This is a genomic window from Pseudolysinimonas sp. (genome assembly GCF_044239695.1).
Lineage (GTDB): Bacteria > Actinomycetota > Actinomycetes > Actinomycetales > Microbacteriaceae > Pseudolysinimonas_A.
Map to the genome: position 1 here is coordinate 1 of NZ_JBIIAW010000002.1, position 22,825 is coordinate 22,825.

21 protein-coding genes and 1 tRNA gene are annotated in these 22,825 nt (G+C 68.7%); 14 read left to right on the forward strand and 8 right to left on the reverse strand.

What is annotated here, in order from left to right; all coding sequences use genetic code 11:
• Positions 1–473: 473 nt before the first annotated feature.
• Complete coding sequence (locus ACILQS_RS00435) at positions 474–1,124, reverse strand: hypothetical protein (RefSeq protein ID WP_395638122.1); 651 nt, start codon at positions 1,122–1,124, stop codon at positions 474–476.
• Positions 1,125–1,427: 303 nt separating this feature from the next.
• Here ACILQS_RS00435 and ACILQS_RS00440 point away from each other — a divergent pair, with 303 nt between their 5' ends.
• Positions 1,428–1,970 carry a hypothetical protein gene (locus tag ACILQS_RS00440; protein WP_395638123.1) on the forward strand — a complete coding sequence of 181 codons (543 nt, stop codon included), beginning with the start codon at positions 1,428–1,430 and terminating at the stop codon, positions 1,968–1,970.
• A gap of 642 nt (positions 1,971–2,612) precedes the next feature.
• On the forward strand, positions 2,613–3,407 hold the full coding sequence (locus ACILQS_RS00445) for a hypothetical protein (protein WP_395638124.1): 795 nt from the start codon (positions 2,613–2,615) through the stop codon (positions 3,405–3,407).
• A 106-nt stretch (positions 3,408–3,513) separates the two neighbouring features.
• Here ACILQS_RS00445 and ACILQS_RS00450 read toward each other — a convergent pair whose 3' ends face one another.
• Together ACILQS_RS00450 and ACILQS_RS00455 are read right to left on the reverse strand one after the other, a co-directional pair.
• The gene (locus ACILQS_RS00450; protein ID WP_395638125.1) at positions 3,514–4,728 is read right to left on the reverse strand and encodes an RNA polymerase sigma factor; all 1,215 of its coding nucleotides are present in this window, start codon (positions 4,726–4,728) and stop codon (positions 3,514–3,516) included.
• Positions 4,721–5,047, reverse strand: coding sequence for a YciI family protein (locus ACILQS_RS00455; protein WP_395638197.1), 327 nt, complete (start codon positions 5,045–5,047; stop codon positions 4,721–4,723). The genes ACILQS_RS00450 and ACILQS_RS00455 overlap by 8 nt, the downstream gene beginning before the upstream one ends.
• Positions 5,048–5,315: 268 nt before the next feature.
• Here ACILQS_RS00455 and ACILQS_RS00460 point away from each other — a divergent pair, with 268 nt between their 5' ends.
• From ACILQS_RS00460 to ACILQS_RS00490, 7 genes are all read left to right on the forward strand, one after another.
• Complete coding sequence (locus tag ACILQS_RS00460) at positions 5,316–6,194, forward strand: hydrolase (protein WP_395638126.1); 879 nt, start codon at positions 5,316–5,318, stop codon at positions 6,192–6,194.
• The gene (locus ACILQS_RS00465) at positions 6,191–7,399 is read left to right on the forward strand and encodes a kynureninase (RefSeq protein WP_395638127.1); all 1,209 of its coding nucleotides are present in this window, start codon (positions 6,191–6,193) and stop codon (positions 7,397–7,399) included. The genes ACILQS_RS00460 and ACILQS_RS00465 overlap by 4 nt, the downstream gene beginning before the upstream one ends.
• A gap of 3 nt (positions 7,400–7,402) precedes the next feature.
• On the forward strand, positions 7,403–8,557 hold the full coding sequence (locus ACILQS_RS00470) for an SLC13 family permease (protein WP_395638128.1): 1,155 nt from the start codon (positions 7,403–7,405) through the stop codon (positions 8,555–8,557).
• A gap of 58 nt (positions 8,558–8,615) precedes the next feature.
• Positions 8,616–8,691: transfer RNA gene (locus tag ACILQS_RS00475), tRNA-Arg, on the forward strand.
• Between the two features lie 56 nt (positions 8,692–8,747).
• Positions 8,748–8,936, forward strand: coding sequence for a hypothetical protein (locus ACILQS_RS00480; protein WP_395638129.1), 189 nt, complete (start codon positions 8,748–8,750; stop codon positions 8,934–8,936).
• 78 nt (positions 8,937–9,014) lie between these two features.
• Entirely contained in the window at positions 9,015–9,833 is an 819-nt protein-coding gene (locus tag ACILQS_RS00485) for an alpha/beta fold hydrolase (protein WP_395638130.1), read from the forward strand.
• A gap of 3 nt (positions 9,834–9,836) precedes the next feature.
• A complete protein-coding gene (locus ACILQS_RS00490) occupies positions 9,837–11,240 on the forward strand; it encodes a diguanylate cyclase (protein ID WP_395638131.1) in 1,404 nt (467 codons plus the stop codon).
• A gap of 21 nt (positions 11,241–11,261) precedes the next feature.
• Here the strand turns inward: ACILQS_RS00490 and ACILQS_RS00495 are convergent, their stop codons facing one another.
• The 3 genes from ACILQS_RS00495 to ACILQS_RS00505 are packed head-to-tail and all read right to left on the reverse strand — an operon-like array spanning position 11,262 to position 15,229.
• Positions 11,262–12,110: a ferritin-like domain-containing protein gene (locus tag ACILQS_RS00495; protein ID WP_395638132.1), complete on the reverse strand. Its 849-nt coding sequence runs from the start codon at positions 12,108–12,110 to the stop codon at positions 11,262–11,264.
• Positions 12,111–12,140: 30 nt separating this feature from the next.
• Entirely contained in the window at positions 12,141–14,456 is a 2,316-nt protein-coding gene (locus ACILQS_RS00500) for an SDR family oxidoreductase (protein WP_395638133.1), read from the reverse strand.
• The gene (locus ACILQS_RS00505) at positions 14,453–15,229 is read right to left on the reverse strand and encodes a hypothetical protein (RefSeq protein WP_395638134.1); all 777 of its coding nucleotides are present in this window, start codon (positions 15,227–15,229) and stop codon (positions 14,453–14,455) included. Before ACILQS_RS00505 ends, ACILQS_RS00500 begins: the two co-directional genes overlap by 4 nt.
• Positions 15,230–15,306: 77 nt before the next feature.
• Here ACILQS_RS00505 and ACILQS_RS00510 point away from each other — a divergent pair, with 77 nt between their 5' ends.
• The 3 genes from ACILQS_RS00510 to ACILQS_RS00520 are packed head-to-tail and all read left to right on the forward strand — an operon-like array spanning position 15,307 to position 18,652.
• The gene (locus ACILQS_RS00510; protein ID WP_395638135.1) at positions 15,307–16,089 is read left to right on the forward strand and encodes an SDR family NAD(P)-dependent oxidoreductase; all 783 of its coding nucleotides are present in this window, start codon (positions 15,307–15,309) and stop codon (positions 16,087–16,089) included.
• Complete coding sequence (locus ACILQS_RS00515; RefSeq protein WP_395638136.1) at positions 16,086–16,844, forward strand: lysophospholipid acyltransferase family protein; 759 nt, start codon at positions 16,086–16,088, stop codon at positions 16,842–16,844. The genes ACILQS_RS00510 and ACILQS_RS00515 overlap by 4 nt, the downstream gene beginning before the upstream one ends.
• The gene (locus ACILQS_RS00520; protein WP_395638137.1) at positions 16,841–18,652 is read left to right on the forward strand and encodes an FAD-binding oxidoreductase; all 1,812 of its coding nucleotides are present in this window, start codon (positions 16,841–16,843) and stop codon (positions 18,650–18,652) included. The genes ACILQS_RS00515 and ACILQS_RS00520 overlap by 4 nt, the downstream gene beginning before the upstream one ends.
• A 43-nt stretch (positions 18,653–18,695) precedes the next feature.
• Here the strand turns inward: ACILQS_RS00520 and ACILQS_RS00525 are convergent, their stop codons facing one another.
• Positions 18,696–19,211 (reverse strand): hypothetical protein, encoded by a 516-nt coding sequence (locus tag ACILQS_RS00525; protein WP_395638138.1) that lies wholly within the window; start codon positions 19,209–19,211, stop codon positions 18,696–18,698.
• A gap of 287 nt (positions 19,212–19,498) precedes the next feature.
• Between ACILQS_RS00525 and ACILQS_RS00530 the strand changes: the two genes are divergently transcribed.
• Entirely contained in the window at positions 19,499–20,413 is a 915-nt protein-coding gene (locus ACILQS_RS00530) for a pseudouridine-5'-phosphate glycosidase (RefSeq protein ID WP_395638139.1), read from the forward strand.
• The gene (locus ACILQS_RS00535; protein WP_395638140.1) at positions 20,413–21,309 is read left to right on the forward strand and encodes a carbohydrate kinase family protein; all 897 of its coding nucleotides are present in this window, start codon (positions 20,413–20,415) and stop codon (positions 21,307–21,309) included. Before ACILQS_RS00530 ends, ACILQS_RS00535 begins: the two co-directional genes overlap by 1 nt.
• Positions 21,310–21,324: 15 nt before the next feature.
• Here the strand turns inward: ACILQS_RS00535 and ACILQS_RS00540 are convergent, their stop codons facing one another.
• Positions 21,325–22,656 (reverse strand): cryptochrome/photolyase family protein, encoded by a 1,332-nt coding sequence (locus ACILQS_RS00540; RefSeq protein ID WP_395638141.1) that lies wholly within the window; start codon positions 22,654–22,656, stop codon positions 21,325–21,327.
• Positions 22,657–22,825: the final 169 nt, after the last annotated feature.

Below are 22,825 nucleotides of genomic sequence, written 5' to 3' on the forward strand. Positions count from 1 at the left end.
TTGTCCCGGTCTCCTAGACAGCCGCCGCGACGTCACCGAGTCGCCCGTCAGCCTCGCATCTGCTCTCGTAAGCTCCCTCGCTGACGGGGTTGCCTGCGTCGTCCTCGAGGTCGATCTCGAATGCTCGAAGACCGCTTGGTTGAGCCACTTCTTCGCTTTCTCGGGTGCGGCGTCGTAGTGCGGGATGGAGTAGCCCTCCGCCTCGCCGTTTGTGCCCGCCTGGCGGAGTTGAGACCCGGATACAGGACGGCGCGTTTGGCGGTCGAGGCTGCGGACGTGGCCTCACGAGGGGCCACGGCGCCTCAAATCGGCCAGCCTCGGAGGGAGGGGCGACGGGCGTTCGGGCTGATGGGGCGAGGGTGGTTCGGTCGTAGCCTCCCGAGTGTTACTCCGAAGGCCCGAAGGGCCCAGTCGCCGATCGAGGACGAGGGGGGTCGGGCGTTGTGAGAGTTACATCGATCGGCCGGGTCGGATCAATCGAACAACATTGACAGCCCAGTGGAGGCCGAGGCGTCACGCCTCCTCTCGAACACCGCACGCTCAATCGCGGGCCGTGGGACACGCGCTACCTGCGCCCAGTCGACTGCTTCTCTAAAGGCTTGATCGTCGAGAGCGAGTCGTTCAAGGAGCTCTTCAATGCGTCGCTGGCCTGTAGCGGCATCGACGAGAAAGCCTTCAAAGCGGAACACGTACTTGCCGGAACCCGGGTCCCAGCTCAGGACGCTTTTGGTGAGAGGGTACGACACCCCAAAACGCCAGAGCTGAAGCACGGCGTTCCGAAGACGCACGGTCTTCGCCGCGAGCCGTCCGCCGGCATAGCCCCATTGGTCCTTCAGGAGGTCGATAGCGGCGAGAGCCCCCACAACTTCGAGTTCGAGGTACCTGCGGTCGCGTGAACGAAGTGCATCATGGTTCGGATCTGATGAGAGGTCGAGCAGCTCCTTCAACTGCTTGCGGGTCACGAACTCTTCGTCCTCGAGTCCCAAGCGCTTCATGACGTCGCTGAGCTTCCATGCGGCACCCGAATCGAGAGTGGCAGTTGGTGACACGCCCACTCCAATCATCGTTGTCGGCAAGAAAGAAGAAAGAATCACAGCGTAAAGATGCCGAAACTGCCAAATCAACCGAACAGAGATTCGATCCGCACCTCCACCAAAGAGCGCGCGCGACACCTAGCCGCGCAAGACCCGACGTGAGAAGCTAGAGATGCCAGCCAAAGTAAAGTTCTACGATCGCAACATTCGGACCGGCGTGTTGACGCTGGTCGGACAGTCATTCGGGGGGATGATGAAAGTTTGCGGCTTGCTGGGCAGCCTGGGCGGCCCCTACGATGATCAAGTCGTGCGGAATCGCGCGACCCACTCGCTTAAGGGAACCGTTCCCATGGATTTCGTCAAGCTGATTAGTCCTCATGTTGAAATTGAGGCATGGAGCAGCAACATCGCTCCCCACACGAAGACGGCGATAGCATGAAGCTGCGCAAGCAGAAGGCTTCGAGTGCCGTCGGCGCGCAAGCCGCCAGGGCTACGATCCGTCTAGGGCGTATCCCCGAGGTAAGCGTGCCTCGCGCAGAAGGCGGACTCGACGACCTTAGTGTCGATGCTGAAGTGGCAGCGGTGCTGCGACGTCGACGTTGGCGGGCAGTCATTCAAGTGGCTCTGCCCATGGCGTTTCATCCCGATGCTGAGCTACCTCTGGTCGACCTTGTCGATCGTCACCTTGAAGGGCGCAACCCCCTCACTGGTTCCCATGGGCGGACCTTGGTGACTTCCTTCTCAGTGATGAGCGCGGGCGACAAGGACCGAGCGGCGGTTGAGAGATTCGCATACGGGCTTGCGAGGGCGGCCGCTGGCGATAGCACCGACGAAGCGCGAGTGGTGACAAGTGGCATCACCTTCACCGACATGTCCGACATTGAACAGCGTCTGCCGGAAAATCTTCGCGAGGAGGCGTACGCCGCCGGGGCCTAGTCTTGCGGACTTCCTCTCGACTTGAGATGACACATTTACTCCAAGTCGAGAGGTTGTCGTGCGATCAATCTGGATGTACGCTTCAAGCAGTATCTGAAGGAGATGAGCGCTTGGACGGGTCGGGTTGGTCGGAACACGAGCTCATCTCTGAGCTCGGACGTCTCCGCGAGTACCTCCGCCCGGATCTTCTCCGCCCTGCTTTTCGAAAGCAGGGCGTTTCTATTTTTGCCCAGGCATCTCACGCCGGGATGATCCCTCCTCTGTCGCGTGATCAGTTGGCGGAGCTCGTAAGCGATCTCCGGTACCAGGCGACCACCCAGGTGTTTATCGATTCGGCCCGGGGCCTCTCTGCTGCAAGTTCGACCAGCTCAGAAGATTCGACAGAGACTAGCTGGGAGTAGGGCGAGTCGCGTCGCGCGGCTTGATTCAGCAAGAGGCCAATGGGTCCGATCCGCATGCCCCGAGGCTAGTAGCCACCGATGCGGGCAGGGAGTTATGCGAACACGCATAGAGTCGGCTCCCGCAGCGGCCAAAGAGCCCCGGAAACACGGGACGAACGAGGGTGCCTTCAATGTCGCGACCGGATGGGCGACAGGACACCGTTGACGGGAAGCTGTCAGCGGTTCAGCATACGGTTCAGCCATGCTCAAGAACTTCATCTATCTCAACGAACCTGCACTTGACAGCTATCTGAGCGCTCTCGAAGACGGTCTCCGCGGTTCGGTGGAGGAGCGTCGGGCGAAGTCAGGGTCAGTCACAGGCAAAGGCGGCGTCCCTGTCGTCAACGTCCAGGGTGAGAAGGCACACGAAGAGGAAGAGACAACCTCTCGGACCGATACTCCAGCGGCTCGGTTTGAGCGGCTGCAGAAGCTCGCCCGATCAGACGTTGAGGCTTCCGGGTGGGTTGAAGTCGTCAATCCCGAGGTTGACCTCAATGGGCTTTTGACAGGTGCCCTCATCGAGCTCGAATGCGAGATCTACGTCCCCGAGATCGTTAAGGCACTCTCTCCCGGAGGTGGCCTCGCGAGCGCGATTGGGCAGATGGAGGCGCTCGCCAAGCTTGCCCCCGCTTTCGGTTCCGACGTCTCAGGTATGCCAGCACAAAGTCAACTCGACGCCATGAAAGGCATCGCGGGCGCCCTTGGTGGTGACGTCATGTTCGTCGGCGAGCCGAGCGACGGCGACTTCCACATCACCGGCAAACTGCTCGACGCCTATATCAACAGCGAGATCGAGGGATATGCGCGGGTCGTTGGCAAGGTGTCGTCTCAGTGGAGCAAGGCGTCGTGGAAGCCGCTCCTGGCGCTGCCGGGCATGAATCTCATGTCGCGCGACAAGCGTCGCGAGATGGAGCGCAAGGGACCCAGCGAGGGTCAAGAGCAGAACTGGCTTGAGGGGCCGGCGATCATGTTGGATGTGTTGGCGATTTATCGCTGACGTCAAACAGAGGTACTAGACGAGACCACGCAGCGTCATTCCAACGTTCCCTCCGTCTCCGCAGTTTTCTCTTCGCGATTCCCTGGTCGGACCGCTCTCGTCGTGGTCACAGGATCTCGTCCCGCCGGCGGCGTAACGCCCGACGTTCGGGTTCGGTGACCGCGAGGCGGATCGCGTCGTCGTAGTGTGCGGCGGCCTCCGCATGTCGGCCCGCGCGGCGCAGCAGGTCGGCACGCGCGGCCGGTAGCCGCGGGTACGCGGCGAGGGCCGGTGCGACCTCCTCGAGTGCGGCGAGTCCGGCATCCGCCCCGGAAGCCCGGCTCACCGCGATCGCGCGATTGAGCCCCACGACCGGCCCCGGGGCGAGGATGGACAGCCTGTCGTACAAGGCGACGACCGCCACCCAGTCGGTGTCCTCCGGCGTCGGGGCCGACGCGTGCACGGCGGCGATCGCCGCCTGGAGCTGGTAGACGCCCGGACGTCGGTGCCGGCCCGCCTCGGCGAGCAACGCGCGACCTTCGGCGATGGCGGCGGAATCCCATCGCGTGCGGTCCTGGTCGTCGAGGGTGACGAGTTCGCCATCGCGTACCCGCGCGTCGCGGCGGGAGTGCTGCATCAGCATCAGCGCCAGAAGGCCGAGGATCTCCGGCTCGGCGGGCATCAGCTCGGCGAGTGCGCGGGTGACGCGGATCGCCTCGTCGGCGACGTCGACCTGCTCGACGGCGGTGTAGCCCTCGTTGAACGCGAGGTAGAGCACCGCCAGCACCCCCGACAGCCGTTCGGGCAGGCGGTGCGTCTCGGGGACGCGATACGGGATGCCGGCCGCGACGATCTTGCGCTTGGCTCGCACGATGCGCTGGGCCACCGTGGCCTCGCCGACCAGGAACGCCCGACCGATCTGCGCGGTGGTCAGGCCCCCGACGACGCGCAGGGTGAGGGCGACGCGGGACTCCAGCGGCAACGCCGGATGGCAGCAGGTGAAGAGGAGCCGCAGCCGGTCGTCGGCGATCTCCTCGCCGTCGGGGTCGAGATCTTCGAGTGCCGTCATGGCCGCCACGTCCTCCAGTTTGCGGTCGAGGGTCGCCGCGCGGCGCAGCCGGTCCAGCGCCCGGTTCTTGGCGACGGTCGTGAGCCACGCCCCCGGCTTGGACGGGACCCCGCCGCGGGGCCAGGTGGCGAGGGCCGACTCGAAGGCCTCGGCCGCGGAATCCTCCGCGAGCGACCAGTCGCCGGTGATCCGGATGAGGGTCGCCACGATGCGCGACCACTCGTCCCGGTAGGCCGCGTCGACTGCCTCGGCCGTCGTGGGCGCGTCACTCACCGAACGGCCAGTGCGGGCGCAACTCGAGGCGCCCGAACCGTGCCATCGGGTGCTTCGCGGCGATCTCGATCGCCTCGTCGAGGTCGGCAGCCTCGATGATGTCGTACCCCGCGATCCACTCCTTCGACTCCGTGAACGGGCCGTCGGTGACGAGCAGCTCCCCGTTGCGCACCCGCACGAGCGTGGCGTCCTCGACGGGACGCAGCCGGTCGCCGTGCACGTGCGCGCCGCGGGCGACGACATCGGCCATCCATTCCTCGATGTTGTCCTGCTCCGGGTCGTAGGCCTCGGCCTCGGGATCGGTCGCCACGAACATCATGTACTCCACGGGGTACCCCTTTCGTCGGTGAGAAACGCTATGACAGGACGACGAACGGCGTCACGCGATTTCGACACTCAGAGCAGTCGGATTCCGATCCCCGGCGGGATCCGGTCGATCCAGGGTCGCCGCTCCTCGGGCCCGGGTTCTGGTTCGGGTTCGGGTTCGGGGGTAGTCGGCTCGCTCATGGTGCTCCCTTCGCGGGGCTCGATGCGCCCTTCTGTACGAACGACGAACGGACACCGCCGAGATCGACTGGAATGGGGGGATGCCCGCACCCGCTTCGCCGTACGTCGTTCTCGGCGCGCCCACCGATGCTCACGTCCACGTCGGACTCGTCGATCGGGATGCCCTCGCCCGGTCGGTGCTCGGCCGGGTCGTCGACCTCGGAGGCGACCTCGCGGCGCCGCGCGAACTCGCCGGCGCCCCGGGCATCCCGCCGCTGCGGATCGACGCCGCGGGCCCGTTCCTGACGCCGCCGGGCGGCTACCCGTCCGACCGGGGCTGGGCCGACCCGGCGTGGGTGCGCGAGATCGCTGATCCCGAGGCCGCGGCCCGGGTGATCGACGAGGTCGCGGATGCCGGGGCGACGTGCGCGAAGATCGCGAGCAACAGCACGGCCGGGCCGACCTTTTCCACCGAGATGCTCTCCCGGATCGTGGAGCTCGCCGACCGCCGCGGGCTGGGCGTCGTCGTGCACGTCGAAGGGCCCGGCGAGGCGGATCGCGCTCTTCGTGCCGGCGCGCAGCAGCTCGCCCACGCGCCGTTCACCGAGGGCCTCTCGCGACGCGAGATCGCCGGGCACGCGGCCCGGATGACCTGGATCTCGACGCTCGCCATCCATCCACCCGGCTCCGCGGAGCGCGCGACCGCCGTCGAGAACGTCGCGGCGTTCCACGCGGCCGGCGGGCGCCTCCGCTATGGCACCGACATGGGCAACGGTCCGACCCCGGCGGGGCTGAACCTCGCCGAGCTCGACGCGCTGCGCGACGCGGGGCTGACGACATCCGATCTGCTGGCGGCGCTCGACCTCGCCGATCCCCGGGATCCCGCGGCACGCCTCATGATGGTCGACGGGGAGGGTGACGATCTCGACTTCGCGTCGGCGCGGCCCGTCACCCCCGAGAGCCGAGAGGACCTGCGATGACCGACCTTCGCGCCCGCGCCGCACAGCTCGACGCCGCGGACCCGCTGCGCGGGTTCATCGACCGCTTCGTGCCGGCTCCGGGGGTGCGCGCCTACCTCGACGGCAACTCGCTGGGGAGGCCGGTGCGGACCACCGTAGGCCGTCTCGGCGACTTCGTCCGCGACGACTGGGGAACCCGGCTCATCCGCTCCTGGGACGAGGGCTGGATGGACCGTCCGTTCGAGCTGGGCGACCGCATCGCCGCGCTCACCCTCGGCGCCGCGCCCGGTCAGACGGTCGTCGCGGATTCGACGACGGTTCTGCTCTACAAGCTGCTGCACGCCGCGGCGGGTGCCCGGGCGGACCGCTCCGAGATCGCGATCGACGTCACGAACTTCCCGACCGACCGGTTCATCGCCCAGGCCGTCGCGGAGCGGCACGGGATGACGGTGCGCTGGCTCGAAGCCGACCCGATCGCCGGGGTGGGCGTGAACGAGATCGAGGAGAAGGTCGGCGCTCAGACCGCCGTCGTCGTGCTGAGTCAGGTCGACTACCGGTCGGGTGCCGTGGCCGAGGTCGGGGCGATCACGGCGCGCGTGAAGGCCGCCGGCGCGCTCATGCTCTGGGACCTCTGCCACTCGGCCGGGGTGCTGCCCGTCGACCTCGACCGGCACGGCGTCGACCTCGCCGTCGGCTGCACCTACAAGTACCTCAACGGCGGACCCGGCTCGCCCGCATTCGCCTACGTCGCGACCCGCCATCAGGACGCGCTGCGGCAGCCGATCGAAGGCTGGATGGGCGCCGGCGACGTGTTCGCGATGGCGCGCGACTACACGCCGGCGACCGGGATGCGGCGCTTCCTCAGCGGCACCCCGCCGGTGCTCGGGATGCTGGCGATGGAGGACATGCTCGACCTCATCGAGGAGGCCGGGCTCGAGGCCATCCGCACGAAGTCGGTCGCGCTGACCTCGTTCGTCGTGGCGGCCGCCGACGAGCTGCTCCCCGAAGCGCGACTGTTGAGTCCGCGGGATGCCGCCCACCGCGGTGGGCACGTCACCCTCGGGCATCCCGCGTTCGAAGGGATGCTGCCGGCGCTGTGGGGCGACGGGGTGATCCCCGACTTCCGCTACCCCGACGGCATCCGCCTCGGGCTCTCGCCGCTCAGCACGACGTACGCGGAGGCGCTCGAGGGAGTGCTCGCGATCCGCGCCGCCCTCGTCGGCTGACCGGTGCGTCTCGCGATCCTCGGCGCCGCGCTACTCGTCGTCGGTGCGGCCTCGATCCTCACGGGCGTCCTGCCGGTCGTGGAGGCGCTCGCCGTCGGAGAGCGGGTCTGGCCCATCCTGCTGTTCGCCGTCGCGATCACGATCGTCGCTGAGCTGGCGGCGGAGGCCGGTGTGTTCACGGCGGTCGCCGAGCGACTCGCGCGGATCGGTCTCGGGCGGGCCTGGGTGCTCTGGCTGCTCGTGGTGCTGCTGGCGATCGGCTGCACGATCTTCCTGTCGCTCGACACCACCGCCGTGCTGCTCACGCCCGTCGTCGTGCTCCTCGCCCGGCACAACGGTCTGCCGCCGCTGCCGTTCGCGCTGACGACGGTCTGGTTGGCGAATACCGGGTCGCTGCTGCTGCCGGTGTCGAATCTCACCAACCTGCTCGCCCTCGACGCGCTGGGATTCCACGACCCCGCCCGGTTCGCCGCGCTCATGGCCGCGCCGGCGGTGGTCGCGATCGTCGTGCCGTGCGTCGCGATCGCGGTGATCTTCCGCCGCGACCTCGGTGGGCGCTACGTCGGCTCGGCGATCGACCAGGTGCCGGACCGCCCGCTGTTCGTGCTCTCGGCCGTGGTCGTCGCGTCGCTCCTGCCGTTGCTGGTCTCCGGGATGCCGGTGTGGCTGCCGTCCTCCGCCGCCGCGGTCGTGCTCGTCGGCGCATTCCTCGCGCGCCGTCGCCGCGTGCTGCGGTTCGACCTCGTGCCGTGGCAGATCATCCTGTTCGCGAGCGGGTTGTTCCTCGTCGTCGAGGCGGCGCACGGCGTCGGACTCACGACGGCGCTGGCCGTGGTCGCGGGGGAGGGTGACGATCCCCTCGCGCTCCTCCGGCTCGCCGTCGCCGGGATGGTCGGCGCGAACGGCATCGACAACCTCCCCGCCTACCTCGCGCTCGAACCCGTCACCGGGTCGGCCCCCCGTCTCGCGGCACTCCTCGTCGGCGTCAACGCCGGGTCGCTCATCACGCCGTGGGCCTCGCTCGCCGTACTGCTCTGGCACCGCGGGCTGGTCGCCCTCGGTGTGGAGTTCCGCTGGTCGCGGTACGTCGTGCTCGGACTGGTCGTCGCGCCGGTCACGGTGGCCCTCGCGACGCTCGCTCTCGCCGCGACGGTGTGACCCGGGGCCGAGGCGATGATAGAGTCGTCAGGTTGACCGCCGAGCGGCCGACCGACCAGCGCTTGTAGCTCAACGGATAGAGCATCTGACTACGGATCAGAAGGTTGGGGGTTCGAATCCCTCCAGGCGCACCATTTCCCGCTTCGTCAAGACCCCCGCGGCACCCAGACTCTCGACTTAGCCTCGCGCTATGAGCGACACTTCTTCGAACGGCTCCGACGCCATCAACTCCAGCGGCAACCAGCAGGGCGGCTCGGTCACGACCGACGCCATCGACACCGGGCTCTCCGACGACATCGACAGCAGCCTGACCGGCCAGGGGGTGTCCGATCGGGAGACCGTCGAGGACATCCGCGACTCCCAGAGCAAGAGCCGATAACCCTAGCCGGACATGCGCTCCAGGGGAACCCCCTTGTTTCGATGCGGGAGTGAGAGATTGCGCCCCTAAAATCAGGGGGTGGAGACGCCTGCCCCTGCACTGAGCGACGTGTTGCATCGCAACAACGTCACGGTGTCCGGCGTATCCGGAGCCCGTCCGATCGTCTTCGCGCACGGGTTCGGGTGCAGCCAGGTCATGTGGCGCCACGTGGCACCGGCGTTCGAGAGCGACCACCTCGTCGTGCTCTTCGACAGCGTGGGATCGGGCGAGTCCGATCTCAGCGCCTACCGTCCGGGCAAGTACGACTCTCTCGAGGGCTACGCGGCCGACCTGCTCGAGATCCTCGAGGCGCTCGACCTGAGGAACGCCGTCATCGTCGGGCACTCGGTGAGCGCGATGGTCGCGGTACTCGCCGCGAATCGGGACTCTTCTCGGATCGGGCGACTCGTGCTGCTCGGACCGTCACCGCGCTACATCGACACGCCGGACTACCGCGGCGGCTTCTCGCGGGAAGACATCCACGGTCTGCTCGACGCCCTCGACGCCAACTACTTCGGCTGGTCGAAGACGATGGCTCCGGTGATCATGGGCAACCCCGACCGAGCCGAGCTGGGCGAAGAACTCACCGAGAGCTTCTGCGCGACCGACCCGGCGATCGCGCGGCACTTCGCCCACGTGACCTTCCTCTCCGACACCCGACGCGATCTCGCGGGGGTCTCGGTGCCGACCCTCGTCATCCAGACCGAGAACGACGTCATCGCCCCGCTCGAGGTCGGCCGTTTCGTGCACGAGTCGATTCCGCGCTCGGTGTTCCGGATCATCCCGGTGTCGGGTCATATGCCGCACCTCTCGGGTCCCGCAGAAGTCATCGCCGCCATCCGCGAGTTCGTGGGCTGAGGCATGCCCGAGTACGAGGATTTCGAGGAGCTGTACCACGACGCCCCCGTCGGCTACTTCACGACCAAGATCGATGACCGCATCACGCGGGTGAACCGGCGCTTCCTGGAATGGACGGGCTACGACGAGTCGGATGTCGTCGGCTCGAGGTTCGTCGATCTGCTCGACGCCGGCACCCAGCTCTTTTACGAGACCCGGCATGTGCCGGTGCTGCACCTCGAGGGGGAGACCCGCGAAGTCGTGCTCGGCATCCGGCGCAAAGACGGCGAGGTGCTGCCGGTGCTGATCAACTCGGTGCTCGTGCTCGGCGCCGACGAGCAGCCGCGACTCGTGCGCTCGGCGATCTTCGATGCGACCGCCCGCAGCCAGTACGAACGCGACCTCGTGTCCGAGCGTCGCACCGCCGAGTCGGCCGCCGCGCGCGTGCAGGTGCTCCAGAACGCCTCGGTGCAGTTCGCGGAGGCCACCACCCAGATCGACCTGGCCGAGGCCCTCACCCAGATCGTCGCAGACTCCCTGGTCGCGACGGTCGCCTGTGTCGCGACGATCGACGCGCAGGGTGAGCTCGAGGTCATCGCCGGCGTCAATCCGATCGACGGCCTCTACACGCGCTCGGATGCGCGCCCGGGTACCGACTCGGTGCGCCAGGGGGAGCCGCTGGTGTTCCCGGGGCACGAAGAGATGGAGGCCGACTACCCGGTGATCGCGGCGGCGATGCGGACCGCGCGTCTCGAAGGGCTCGCGGCCTTCCCGCTGCTGCGCGACCACGCCCCGTTCGGAGTCGTCGCGGCGTTCTTCGCCCGACGCCGCGAGCTCGAGCCGGCCGCGATCGAACTCGTGGAGGCGATCGCGCGTCAGGCCGCGCAGGCCCTCGCCCGCATCCGCCTGCAGGAGGAGCTCGCGCATCTCGCCCTGCACGACCAGCTCACCGGCCTCGCGAACCGTGCGCTCTTGCGCGAGCACATCGACTCCGCGCTCGCCGCGAGTGCTCGCACGACGCAGCCGGTCGCGATGATGTTCATCGACCTCGACGGCTTCAAGCTGATCAACGACCGCCTCGGCCACTCGGTCGGAGACGACGTGCTGCGCGAGGTCGCCGCGCGTCTGCGCTCGGTGGTGCGCGAGACGGATGTCATCGGCCGGTTCGGCGGCGACGAGTTCATCGTGCTCTGCCCCGAGACCGACGACTCTCAGGCCGAGGTGATCGGTGAGCGACTGCGGCAGGCCGTCGAGCAGCCGATGGAATGGCTCCCGGCCGGTTTCGCGGTGTCGGCGAGCGTCGGCGTCGTCGTGCATGACGCGAGCGAGCACCGACCGACGACGGACGAACTCGTGCAGATCGCCGACGCCGAGATGTATCGGGCGAAGAACAGCGGCCGCAACCGCGTGAGCATCGCGGGTCGCTAGACCCGCGGAGGCGTCGAGCGGCTAGACCGCGACCGACTCCTCCGTCAGCGGCACGGCGTCGGGGGTGCCTTCCCCCTCGGCCGAGATGCCGCGCTTGTCGAGGGCGCTCTCGACGATCGTGAGGCCGGTCATCCCGGGCAGCTTCGCGATGTGCGAGTCGATGCTGCGGATGAGCTTGCGTCCTTCCGCTCCGGCGAAGAGGTGGCCCATGACGTGGGTCACCTCGCTGTCGGGCGAGATGGTCGAGCCGACCGGTGCCCAGAACCTGCTGAGGGCGAACCGGGCGATGACCTGGGCCTTCTTGCTCTTCTCGAGGCGGTCGCGTGCCTGCGACGCGTAGAAGGCGACGTGCTTGGTCTCCTGCGCCGCGATCCGCTTGAGCAGTTCGGCGAGCACGGGGTGGTTCTCCTGGCGGGCCATGCGCAGGTAGGCGGCGTTGGCCGACCACTCGTTGGCGGCGCCCCAGGCCATGTGCACGGCGACGAAGTCGTTGCCGACGAGGCCGCCGAGCATCGACTGCTTGATCGGGTCGAGGCGGTCCTTCCACCCGAGCTTGAGCCGCGACGCCTTGAGCTCGTCGAAGTCGACGGTGATCCCGTGCTTGCCGAGGACGGCGGCGAGGGCCTCCCCGTGCCAGAACTCCTCGCGGTTCCACATCGTCATGAACGAGCCGACTTCGGGCTCCTTGTGGGACGGCGTGGTGAGCAGATCCCGGAGGTAGCAGACCGTGTGGTATTCGACGTCGCACATGTAGCGCAGCACGCGCAGGCTCGACTCCGGCAACGGGTTGGTCTCGAACGATTCGAGGTCGAGATCGGTCCAGGTCACCGGCTCGGAGTTGGCGGTGTACTTGTCGATGTCGAACGCCACGGGTGGCTCCCTTAGTCGGAGGGGGTCGGGTTACTGCTTCTCGGGCTTCGGAGCCGCGGCGGGCACCGGATTGCCGTCCATCAAAGCACGCTTCGGTGAACGCATGCCCTTCTTCCAGTTCTGAATCGGCCACTGACGCTTCTGCGCCTCTTTGGCCAACTGGGGGTCGGGATTGACCGCGGTGGGGTGGCCGAGCATCTCGAGCCATCCCAGGTCGGCATGGCTGTCGCCGTAGCCGTACGACGCGGCGAGGTCGGCGCCGTGCTCCGTGGCGTACCGCGCGAGCCAGGCCGCGCGCGACTCGTCGACGATCGGCGGCTTCGTGAGGTATCCCGTGAGCACCCCGTCGCGCTCGTGCATCGTGGTCGCGACGACCTCGTCGAAGAGGTTCTCGAACGGCTTCGCGAGCAAGCCGATCGACCCCGACACCAGCACCGTCCGGTGTCCGGCGTCCTTGTGCGCCTGGATCTGCGCGAGGGCTTCGTGGCTCGTGTGACGGCGCATCGTGGTGCCGTAGCCGCCCGCGACGATCTTCTCCAGACGCGCCACCGGCATGCCCTCGTAGCGGCGCAGGAAGCTGCGGATGAACTCGCCCCGGTTCCGGCGTTCGGCGCGCAGGTAGCCGGGGACCGAACCGAGGATGCGCAGCACCTCGCCGGGCCAGGCGGCCTTGCGCAGGCCCGCGGAGCGCACCCAGAGGTACTGCTGCACGATGTTCGAGTCGACGACCGTGCCCTCCATGTCGAACACGGCGAGCACGTCGCCGCGAGGCGGCAGCTCGGCCCGACGGGTCGGCACGGCGGCGGCGCGCTCGGCCTGGCGGGCGCGTGAGAACGCCGTGGTGAGGTTCGTGATCGCCGGGAAGTGCACGTTCTGCAGGTAGTCGTCCCAGTCGATCGCCGAGATGTCGAAGCCCTTGTCGGCCTTCTCCTTCGCGGGGAGGGCGTCATGCAACGCGCGGAGGTTGGTGTCGTCGAAGATCAGCTCGGTCTCGACGTACACGCGGTAGAGCGACACGAAGTTGCGCAGGGTCGCGAGGTCGGCGACGCCCTTCTGCAGCTTCGCGAGGGTCGCCGTCGAGCCCTTCGTCTTCGGCAGGATCCGCAGGGCGCGTTCGCCGGCGCGCACCCGGCGTTCGAGCCGGTTGATGCCGCGCTCGACCTTGTCGGGCCCGGGGAACTTCCACTCGGGAGCCGCGATCGGGTTGCCCTTGCGGTCGGTGAGCGGGTTCTTCACGAAGAACTGGTGCACGTTCTCGTACATCTGGTGGAACGGCACGGGATTCGAGGCGCCCGAGGCGACGTGGTAGTACTCCGGCTCGCCCTTCTTCGCGGGGTTGGCCGCGGCGGCGAGGATCGTGTTGACGACGTAGTCGACCGGGATGAGGTCGAGGATGCTGTCGGGCAGACCGGGGAACTCGGGAAGCTGACCCTTGCCGTAGGCCATGATCAGCGGGTCGGCGACCTTGAAGCCGTCGATCCAGCCGGGGTAGGGATGCTTGAGGGCGCTCTCGATGATCGCGGGGCGCACGATCGACAGACGGTGGTCCTGGCCCCACAGCTCTTCGGCGGCGCGCTCGGAGAACGCCTTCGACAACGTGTAGACGTCGGTCCAGCCGAGGCTCTGGGCGCGGGTGCGGCCGGCATCCACCAGTTCCTTCTTGACCCACGCGGTGCGCGCGACCTCGCTCCACTTGGCGACGGCCTGCGGGCCCTCCTTGCCGTGGTCGGCCTGCGCGACCTGCATGAACTCGCGCAGACGGTGCGGTTCTCGCGACTCGTTCTCGATGCGGGTGTGGGCGGCGAACGCGGACGCGTACTCGGCGCGCCAATCCACGTCGTGCTTGAGGCTCGCCTCGGGCGCGACGCCCTTGCGCAGGCCCTGCACGTAGCAGGTGGAGACGTGCACGACGCGCGGGTCGCCCCCGGCGGCGCGGACGCTCTCGTAGAGGTTGATGGCGCCGCCGATGTTGGCCTCGAACGACTCGTTGATCGGGTCGTCGAACGAGACGCTCGCGGCGCTGTGGATGACGAGGTCGAGATCCTTCGGCAGGGTCATCGGCGAGCTCAAGCCCCCCGCCAACACCTTGATGCGGTTCTTGACGGCGTCCTCGACGCCGCGCTCGCCGACCTTGTCGCGCCAAGCGGCGAAGACGGGTTTCTGCAAGAGGGAGCGCACGCGGTCCTCTGCGCTCGCCCCGCCCTTCACGCGCACGAGGATCGTCACCGTCGTGTCGGGGTGGTCGTTGAGCAGTCGTTCGAGCACGGCCTGACCGACGAAGCCGGTGGCCCCGGTCAGGAAGACCTTCGCACTGCCCAGATCGGTGGTCGCCTTCTTCGGAGTCACGGGACCAGTCTCGCAGCCACGGTGGGTGCGACGTCACTCAGGCCCGGGAGTGCGGCGACCAGCGCCGAGATCTCGGCCGCCCGGGCGGCTCCCTCGGGTCCGCCGAACACCGCCGCCTCGAAGTAGGCCCGATCCTGTGCCGAGCGGTCGACGGCGCCGAGCGGCCACGCGGAGCGCTTGACCTCCTTCTGCGCGAGCTTCCGCGCGCGTGCCGAGCCCGACAACCGGCGCTCGGCGTCTTCGGCGAGGAACGCGATGTGCCGTTCCTTCAGCTCGATGATCATGTCGGCGACCGGACGGATGGCGACGGCGAGCTCGCCGAGCCGCCGGTAGGCCGCCGCGGTGATCCATTCGTCGATGAGGCCCGTGGTCACGTGCGCGGCGACGAGCTCGGGCCCCGCGATGTTGCCGGCGATCGCGCGCGCGATCGGTCCGCGGCGTTCGAAGCGCTCGCGCGGCGAGAGCCGGCGGGCACCCTCGGGAGAGGTGAGGTCGTGGCCGGTGGCCTCGAGCACGGCGTCGAGCGCGTCGGCGACCCAGAACTTCTCGAACGCCCAGGTCGTGAGGAACGCGGTGACGCGGGCATCCTTGTGCGTCGCCGTCACGAGAACGTTCCGCATCCGCTCCATCGTGTGGTGCTCGAGGTCGCGCATCGTGCGCACCAGACGGGCGGCATCGGCGTCGAGGTCGGCCGGGGTGAGGGCCTCGAGATCGAGTTCCGCGCGGTGGCTGCCGCGCGCGGTGCGGGCGAACTCACGGACGTCGAAAGTCATGGGGTGGGGCCCTTCGTCACGCGGCGGCCCCATCCCGGCTGCTTCGCGATGGTGCCCTGCACCGTATCGTAAGGCACATGGGTATCGCTCTCGTCACGGGAGGGACGTCGGGGATCGGCGCCACCTTCGCCCGCCAACTGGCCGCGAACGGCGACGACATCGTGCTCGTCGCCCGGGACGAGTCGAGGCTCGAACAGATGGCCCATGAACTGCGCGGCATGGGTCGCGAGGTCGAGATCCTGCCCGCCGATCTGTCGAAGCGGGCGGACGTCGCCAAGGTCGTGACGCGTCTCGAGGACGCGGCCCGGCCGATCGACGTGCTCGTGAACAATGCCGGTTTCGGCATGCATTCCAAGCTGTCGGATGCCGACTCCACGGTTCACGACTTCGCCTTCGAGGTCATGGTGCGTGCCGTGCGCGAACTCGGAGCCGCGGCGGCCCGCTCGATGCGCGCGCGGGGGCACGGCCGCATCATCAACGTCTCGAGCACCGCGGGCTTCATCACGATGGCGAGCGGGTACTCGGCGATCAAGACCTGGGTCACCGCGTTCAGCGAGGGACTCTCCAACGACCTGCACAGGACCGGCGTCACCGTCACGGCGCTCTGCCCCGGCTGGGTGCATACCGAATTCCATGCCCGCGCGGGAATCTCGAAGGGCGGCATCCCGAGCTGGATGTGGCTCGACTCCGAAAAGCTCGTGAAATCCGCGTTGCGGGATGCCGAGCGGGGCAAGGTCATCTCCATACCGAGTGTTCGGTACAAGGTGCTGATGTGGTTCGCCCGACACCTCCCGAGGTCGGCCGTCCGGTCGATCTCCCGTGCCATTTCGTCCAGTCGCAGTAGTACCGTGACGGAGTGACCGAAGACGAGCGCGCGGAGAAGGAGCGATCCATGTCCGCGAAGGCGAAGCGGTTCACCTCGAAAGGTCGCGCCGCCGCGCGGTTCGTCGCCCAACGCGGGCTGCTCGTGCCCGTCGCCTGGTCGACCGTCAAGGTCGAAGTGCACGGCGTCAAGAACCTGAAGAAGGTCGGCAAGTCCTTCATCGTCATCGCCAACCACTCGAGTCACCTCGACGCCCCGCTCATCCTGGGATCCCTGCCGATGCGGATGTCGCGCTATCTCGCCGCCGGCGCCGCGGCGGACTACTTCTTCGACGTCTGGTGGCGACGCGGCCTGACCAGCCTGTTCTTCAACGCGTTCCCGGTCGACCGCTCCGGCGTGAACCCGCGCGGGGTGAGCGCGAAGGTGCTGCTGCAGAAGGGGGTGCCGCTGACGGTGTTCCCCGAGGGCACCCGCGCGAAGGACTACCGCAAGCTCGGCCACTTCAAGCCCGGTGCCGCGGCCCTGGCCTCCGCGACCGGAGTGCCGATCGTCCCCGTGGCTCTCGTCGGTGCCGGTCGCGCCCACCCGCGGGGCGGCAAGTGGCCCAAGCCCGGCCGCCTCGCCGTCGGCGTCGTCTACGGAGAGCCGATGTACGCTCGCGACGGCGAAGTGCCGACCGCGTTCATGGCCCGGGTGAAGGCTCAGATCGAGAGCATGATCGCCGAGCACGGCCCCCGCATCCTGGGCTCCGACTACCGAGCCCCCGAAGAACCCGAAGGAAAGCGTTCATGACCGACGTCGACAACAAGAAGGTCAGCCACATGAAGTGGTGGGGCTGGGGCAACGAGGGCACAGCTTTCCACTGGAAGGACAAGCCCGCGTTCGCGCCGTTCGTGCTGAAGGCGGTCGGACTCGATCTGCACTCGGCGACGCCGGCGAAGGCGCCGGCGTTCGAGGAGATGACGATCGCGAAGCCCGTCGCGTCCGCCGCCTTCCTGAAGACTCTCGGCGGGATCGTCGGCGCCGATGATGTCCGCACCGACGACATGGAGCGCGTGGTCCACGTCTACGGCAAGAGCCTGCGCGACCTCGCCCGCATCCGCGCCAACCAGGTGCTGCGCTACCCCGACGTCGTCGTCTACCCCGACGACGAGGCGGAGGTGCAGCAGATCGTGGATGCCGCGGTCGCCGCGGATGCCGTGGTGATCCCGTTCGGCGGCGGCAGCAACATCGCGGGGTCGCTCGAGCCCGTCCCCACCGAGAAGCGCACGATCATCTCGCTCGATCTCGGCCGCCTCAACAAGGTGCTCGACATCGACCCGGACGCGGGGACGGCGCGCATCCAGGCCGGTGCCCTCGGCCCCGACCTCGAAGAGCAGCTGCAGAAGAAGGGCTGGACGATCGGGCACTTCCCCGACTCGTTCACCCACTCCACGATCGGCGGGTGGGTCGCGACCCGCTCCTCCGGCATGCAGAGCGACCGCTTCGGCGACATCGCGCAGATCGCCCGCGGCCTGCGGGTCGCGCGTCCGGGTGGGACCCTCGTCATCCGCTCGTTGCCGTCGACCTCGACCGGCCCGAGCGTGCGCGAGATGATCCTCGGCTCGGAGGGGCGCCTGGGCGTCATCACCGAGGTGACCGCGCAGATCCGCCGCAACGCCGAGGTGCGCGAGATCCAGGCGTACTTCTTCCCGAACTTCGAGACCGGACTTGCGGCCATGCAGGAGATCAACGAGTCCGACGCCCACCCGTCGATCACGCGCGTCTCCGACGGGCGCGAGTCGGGCTTCTCGCTCGCCACGAGCAAGGAGCGGAAGGGCGCGGACAAGTTCCTCGCCGGTACCGTGCTGCCGCAGCTGATGAAGAGCAAGGGCTGGGCGAAGCAGCCGGGCGGACTCGACAACATCGCGCTGTCGTTCATCGGCTTCGAAGGCACCAAGGAGGGCACCAAGTTCTCCAAGGCCATCGTCGACAAGATCGTCAAGAAGCACAACGGCATGGGCGTCGGCACCGGCCCGGGCGTGCTCTACGACCAGAAGAAATTCGACACCCCGTACCTGCGCGACTTCCTGCTCGACTACGGCGCCGTCGGCGACGTCTCCGAGACGGCGGCCCCGTGGTCGAAGCTCCAGGCGGTCTACGACGGCACGATCAAGGCCGCCGAGGACGCGTACGCGTCGATCGGGATCAAGGGCTGGATCATGGCGCACATGTCGCACTCGTACCACTCGGGCGCGTGCCTGTACTTCACCTTCGCGTTCGTCGAGAAGAGCGACATGCTCGCCGAGTACGACGTCGTGAAGTCGGCGATCCAGCAGGCGTTCATCGACAACGGCGCGACGCTCTCCCACCACCACGGCGTCGGTGTGGAGCATTCGCCGTGGATGGAGCAGGACATCTCGAGCCAGGGCGTCGCCGTCATGGCGGGGCTGTTCAGCGCAACCGACCCGAAGAACAACCTCAACCCCGGCAAGATCCTCGGCGCGAAGCCGCAGGCGTCGGGCCCGAAGGCTGCCGCGGGGGCGACGAAGACGGCCGCCGCGAAGGCACCGGCCGCGCGCAAGCCGGCCGCGAAGAAGCCCGCCACGCAGAAGGCGTAGCGGGCTTCTCAGGATGCCGTGAGCGGGAGGGATCCCGCGGCGGTCAGTCCTCGAACATGCCGTCGAGCGAGACGTCGATGTCGTCGAGCAGGTCGCTCACGTCACCGGTGATGTCGCCCGTGATGTCGCCGACGGTGCTGTCGAGCAGGTCGTCGACGGTCGCGTCGACGCCGTCGATCGCGGTGTCGTTCCCCGACCCGATCGCGGCGTCGTTGCCCGAGCCCAGGACGTTGCCCGACCCGAGGTGGGTGCCGTTCAGGCTCTCGTTGCCGATCGCGTTGCCGTTGGCGATGCCTCCGCCGAGCAGGTCGCCGGAGAGGACGTCGCCGGTGTTGACCTCGGGGGCCACGATGACGGGCGACTCGTTGGAGACGTCGCCACCGGTGTAGTCGCCGCCGTGGTACGTGCCGCCGAACAGCTCGGTGGTCTTGCTGGTGTTCCAGATCGTCGACGTCGACTCGCTGTCGTCAGCCATCGCGGGGGCGGTGGCGCCGAGCGCGAGCGCGGCCGTGGCCGTGACGCCGAGGATTCCGAATGCGGTCTTCTTGCGGGTGTTCATTTCAGCGAACTCCTTGGGGATTTCCGTCGACCGGGAGCGGCCCGGTCGACTGTCGGCCGAGGCTCTCCCGGGCGACAGTGGGGGTCCGGTGCGCACCCCGGAACCGGATTGCCGACGTGACCCCCGCTCGGGGGTCGAGAGGCCGTGACCCGATGTCTTCCTGACAATGTGGGGAGCCGATTCGCCCAACATCTCGGGCCGCTGCCGCGCTCGCTGGCAGCAGGCTGAGAGGACGCCGGGACCTGCGGCGTCACCGGGTGGTAATGGCGGCGGGTACCGTTGGCGGGGTGTTCTCCCCGCTTCTCTCCCCCGAGGTCGCCGAGGCCCTGAACGCCGGTCGTCCGGTGGTCGCCCTCGAGTCGACGATCATCTCCCACGGCCTGCCGCGCCCGCGCAACCACGAGGCGGCGCTCGAGTTCGAGACGATCCTGCGTGAGCGCGGCGTCGTGCCCGCGACGATCGCGGTGCTCGACGGCATCCCGCGCATCGGCCTCGACGCCGACGGCGTGCGGCGCATCGCCGAGGAGGACCTCGCCAAGGCGTCCGTGCGGGACCTGCCGATCCTCGCCGCCCTCGGGCGCTCGGGTGCGACGACCGTGGCCGCCACCGCGCGGCTCGCCGCGCTCGCCGGCATCCGCGTGTTCGCGACCGGCGGTCTCGGCGGGGTGCACCGAGGCGCGAACGCGACCTTCGACGAGTCGGCCGACCTGCCGACCCTGGCCGAGAACGCCGTCACCGTCGTCAGCGCGGGCGTGAAGAGCGTGCTCGACATCCCCGCCACTCTCGAGCGCCTCGAGACGCTCAGCATCCCTGTGGTCGGCTACGGCACCCGGGAGTTCCCGGCGTTCTGGCTGCGCGAGTCCGGGTACCAGCTGGACTGGGCCGTGGAGGGGGCCGCCGAGGTCGCGGCGATCATGCGCGCCCGCGACGACCTCGGCGCCCGCCAGGGGCTCATCGTCGCCAACCCGGTGCCGCTCGGCCAGCAGTGGGACCCGGCGGAGCACGATCGGGTGCTGAGCACGGCGTGGAAGGCCGCGGAGACGGCCGGGGTGCGCGGCAAGGCGGTCACGCCGTTCCTGCTCGGCTACATCGTCGACGCCTCCGGAGGGCGCAGCCTCGAGGTCAACCTCGATCTCGCCCGCAACAACGTGCGGGTCGCCGCCGAGATCGCGCACGCCTGGTCGGCGTTGCCGCCTGCCTGATGACCACCGAGCCCCGTCGTATCGTCGTCGTCGGCGACGTCATGAACGACATCGTCGTGGTGCCGCGCGGAGCGATCCGCGGCGACACCGACACCGACGCCCGCATCCAACCCCGTCCCGGAGGCTCCGCCGCCAACACCGCCGCCTGGGCGGGTTCCCTCGGCGCCGCGGTCGATTTCCTCGGGACCGTGGGCTCGGCCGACGCCGACTACCACGCGGAGGCGTTGCGCAACTGCGGGGTCGAGCCGCACCTCCACGTCGAGCCCGGGATGCCGACCGGGACGATCGTGCTCATCATCGAGGGGCAGAGCCGCTCGATGCTCACCGATCGTGGCGCCAACGCCGCCCTGCGCGATGCGCTGCTGACCGACGCCGTACTCGATGCGGCCGGGGTGGTGCACGTCAGCGGATACACGATCACGAAGGACTACGGCCGCGGGGCGCCTCGGGCGATGATCGCCCACGCCCGCGACCGCGGCATCCCGGTGTCGGTGGATCCGGCATCGACCGGATACCTCGCCGACTACGGCGTCGAGCGGTTCCTCGAGGAGATGCGCGGCGTCGACATCGTCTTCCCCAATGCCGCCGAAGGGGCGCTGCTCTCGGGTGAGACCGATCCCCAGCGCATCGGGACCGTGCTGCTCGAACGCTTCCCGATGGTCGTGCTCAAGCAGGGTGCCGCGGGGGCGATCCTCTTCCGGCGCGGTGTCCCCGCGCTCGCCGTCGCCGCCCCGCGGATCGACAACTTCGTCGACCCGACCGGTGCGGGCGACGCCTTCGCCGCGGGCTTCCTCGCGCGCTGGATCCGGGATGGCGACGCCGAGGCCTCGGTGCGGGATGCGGTCGGCGCGGCGGCCCGAGCCGTGATGCTCATCGGCGGCCGCCCACCCGTCTAGCGTCGTCCTGCAGGCTCAGCGTTTCAGGCTCGCGAATGCGTCGAGCGCCTGCCGCCGGGATTCGGCGAGGTCGACGATCGGCGCGAGCAGCTCCTCTGCAGGCACCCAGTCGCGCACGTAGTGCCCGTCGGGGTCGAACTTCCTCGCCTGCAGCTCCGGGTTGAACACCCGGAAGTAGGGGGCGGCGTCGGCCCCGGAACCGGCGACCCACTGCCAGTTGCCGGGGTTGCTCGCCTCGTCGGCGTCGACGAGCGTGTCCCAGAACCACTCCTCGCCGATGCGCCAGTGCCGCAGCAGGTTCTTCACGAGGAACGAGGCGACGACCATGCGCACCCGGTTGTGCATCGACCCGGTGCGCCACAGTTCGCGCATGCCGGCATCCACGAGGGGGATGCCGGTGCGGCCCTGCTGCCAGGCCTCGACCTCGAGCCCGCGATCCCAGGACCACGGGAACGCGTCGTAGGCGGCGCGGTAGTTGCGGGTGGCGAGGTCGGGGTTGGCGTAGAGGATCGACCAGTTGAAGTCGCGCCAGCCGACCTCGGAGAGGAACTTCGGCACGTTCGTCCGGGCGGCGGGGGAGAGGTCGCCGTGCATCCGGTGCCAGATCTGCGTCGGGGAGATCTCACCGAACCGCAGGTGGGGACTCAGGTTGGAGGTGCCGATCGCGGGCTCGTCGCGGCGGTGGTAGTCGGCGAGGCCCTCGTCGGCGAACGCCTCGAGGCGCCGGGCGGCTGCGGCTTCCCCGGGCTCCCAGGTCTCGCGCAGACCCTCCGCCCAGTCGGGGCGTGTGGGAAGCAGCTCCCAGCTCGCCAGGTCGTCGGATGCCGGGGCCGGGCCCCCGGGGAGCTCGCGGGGAGCGGGAAGCGGTTCGCGCATCGGGCGCTCGCGGGCGGCCCGCCAGAAGGGCGTGAAGACCTGGTACGGCTCTCCGGCGGCGGTCGTGACCTCCCAGGGCTCGACGAGCAGGTTGGCCGCGAACGACGCCACCTCGACCCCGTCGGCTCGGAGGGTCGACGTGAGGCGGGCATCCACCTCCCGGCTTGCACCGTAGCGGCGGTTCCAGAAGACCGCCTCCGCCCCGGTCTCGGCGACGAGAGTCGGGAGGACGTCCTCGGCGGACCCGCGCCTCAGGAGGAGCCGGCCCCCGCGCTTGTGGATCTCGGCCGCGTGCGCCCTGAGCGAGTGATGGAGCCACCAGAGGGTCGCGCCGCCGAGGGGTCGGATGCCGGGGCTCTCCTGGTCGAACAGGTACAGCAGCACGACCGGGCCGCCGCGGTCGAGCGCCGCGTGGAGAGCCGGGTGGTCGGCGAGTCGCAGATCGTCGCGGAACCAGACGATCGAAGTCACGACGTCAGCCTAGGAGGACTGTTCGAGGGGGAGTGGACTCTTGACGACGTGCCGTTAAGAGGATTGAGGGTCGGCCGCAGAGGCGAGCGGCCGACCCTCTCCCTTGCACCAAGAGTGTCCTGCAATCACATTCCGCACCCTCCGCCACAGCAAACGGTGGGCGCTGAAA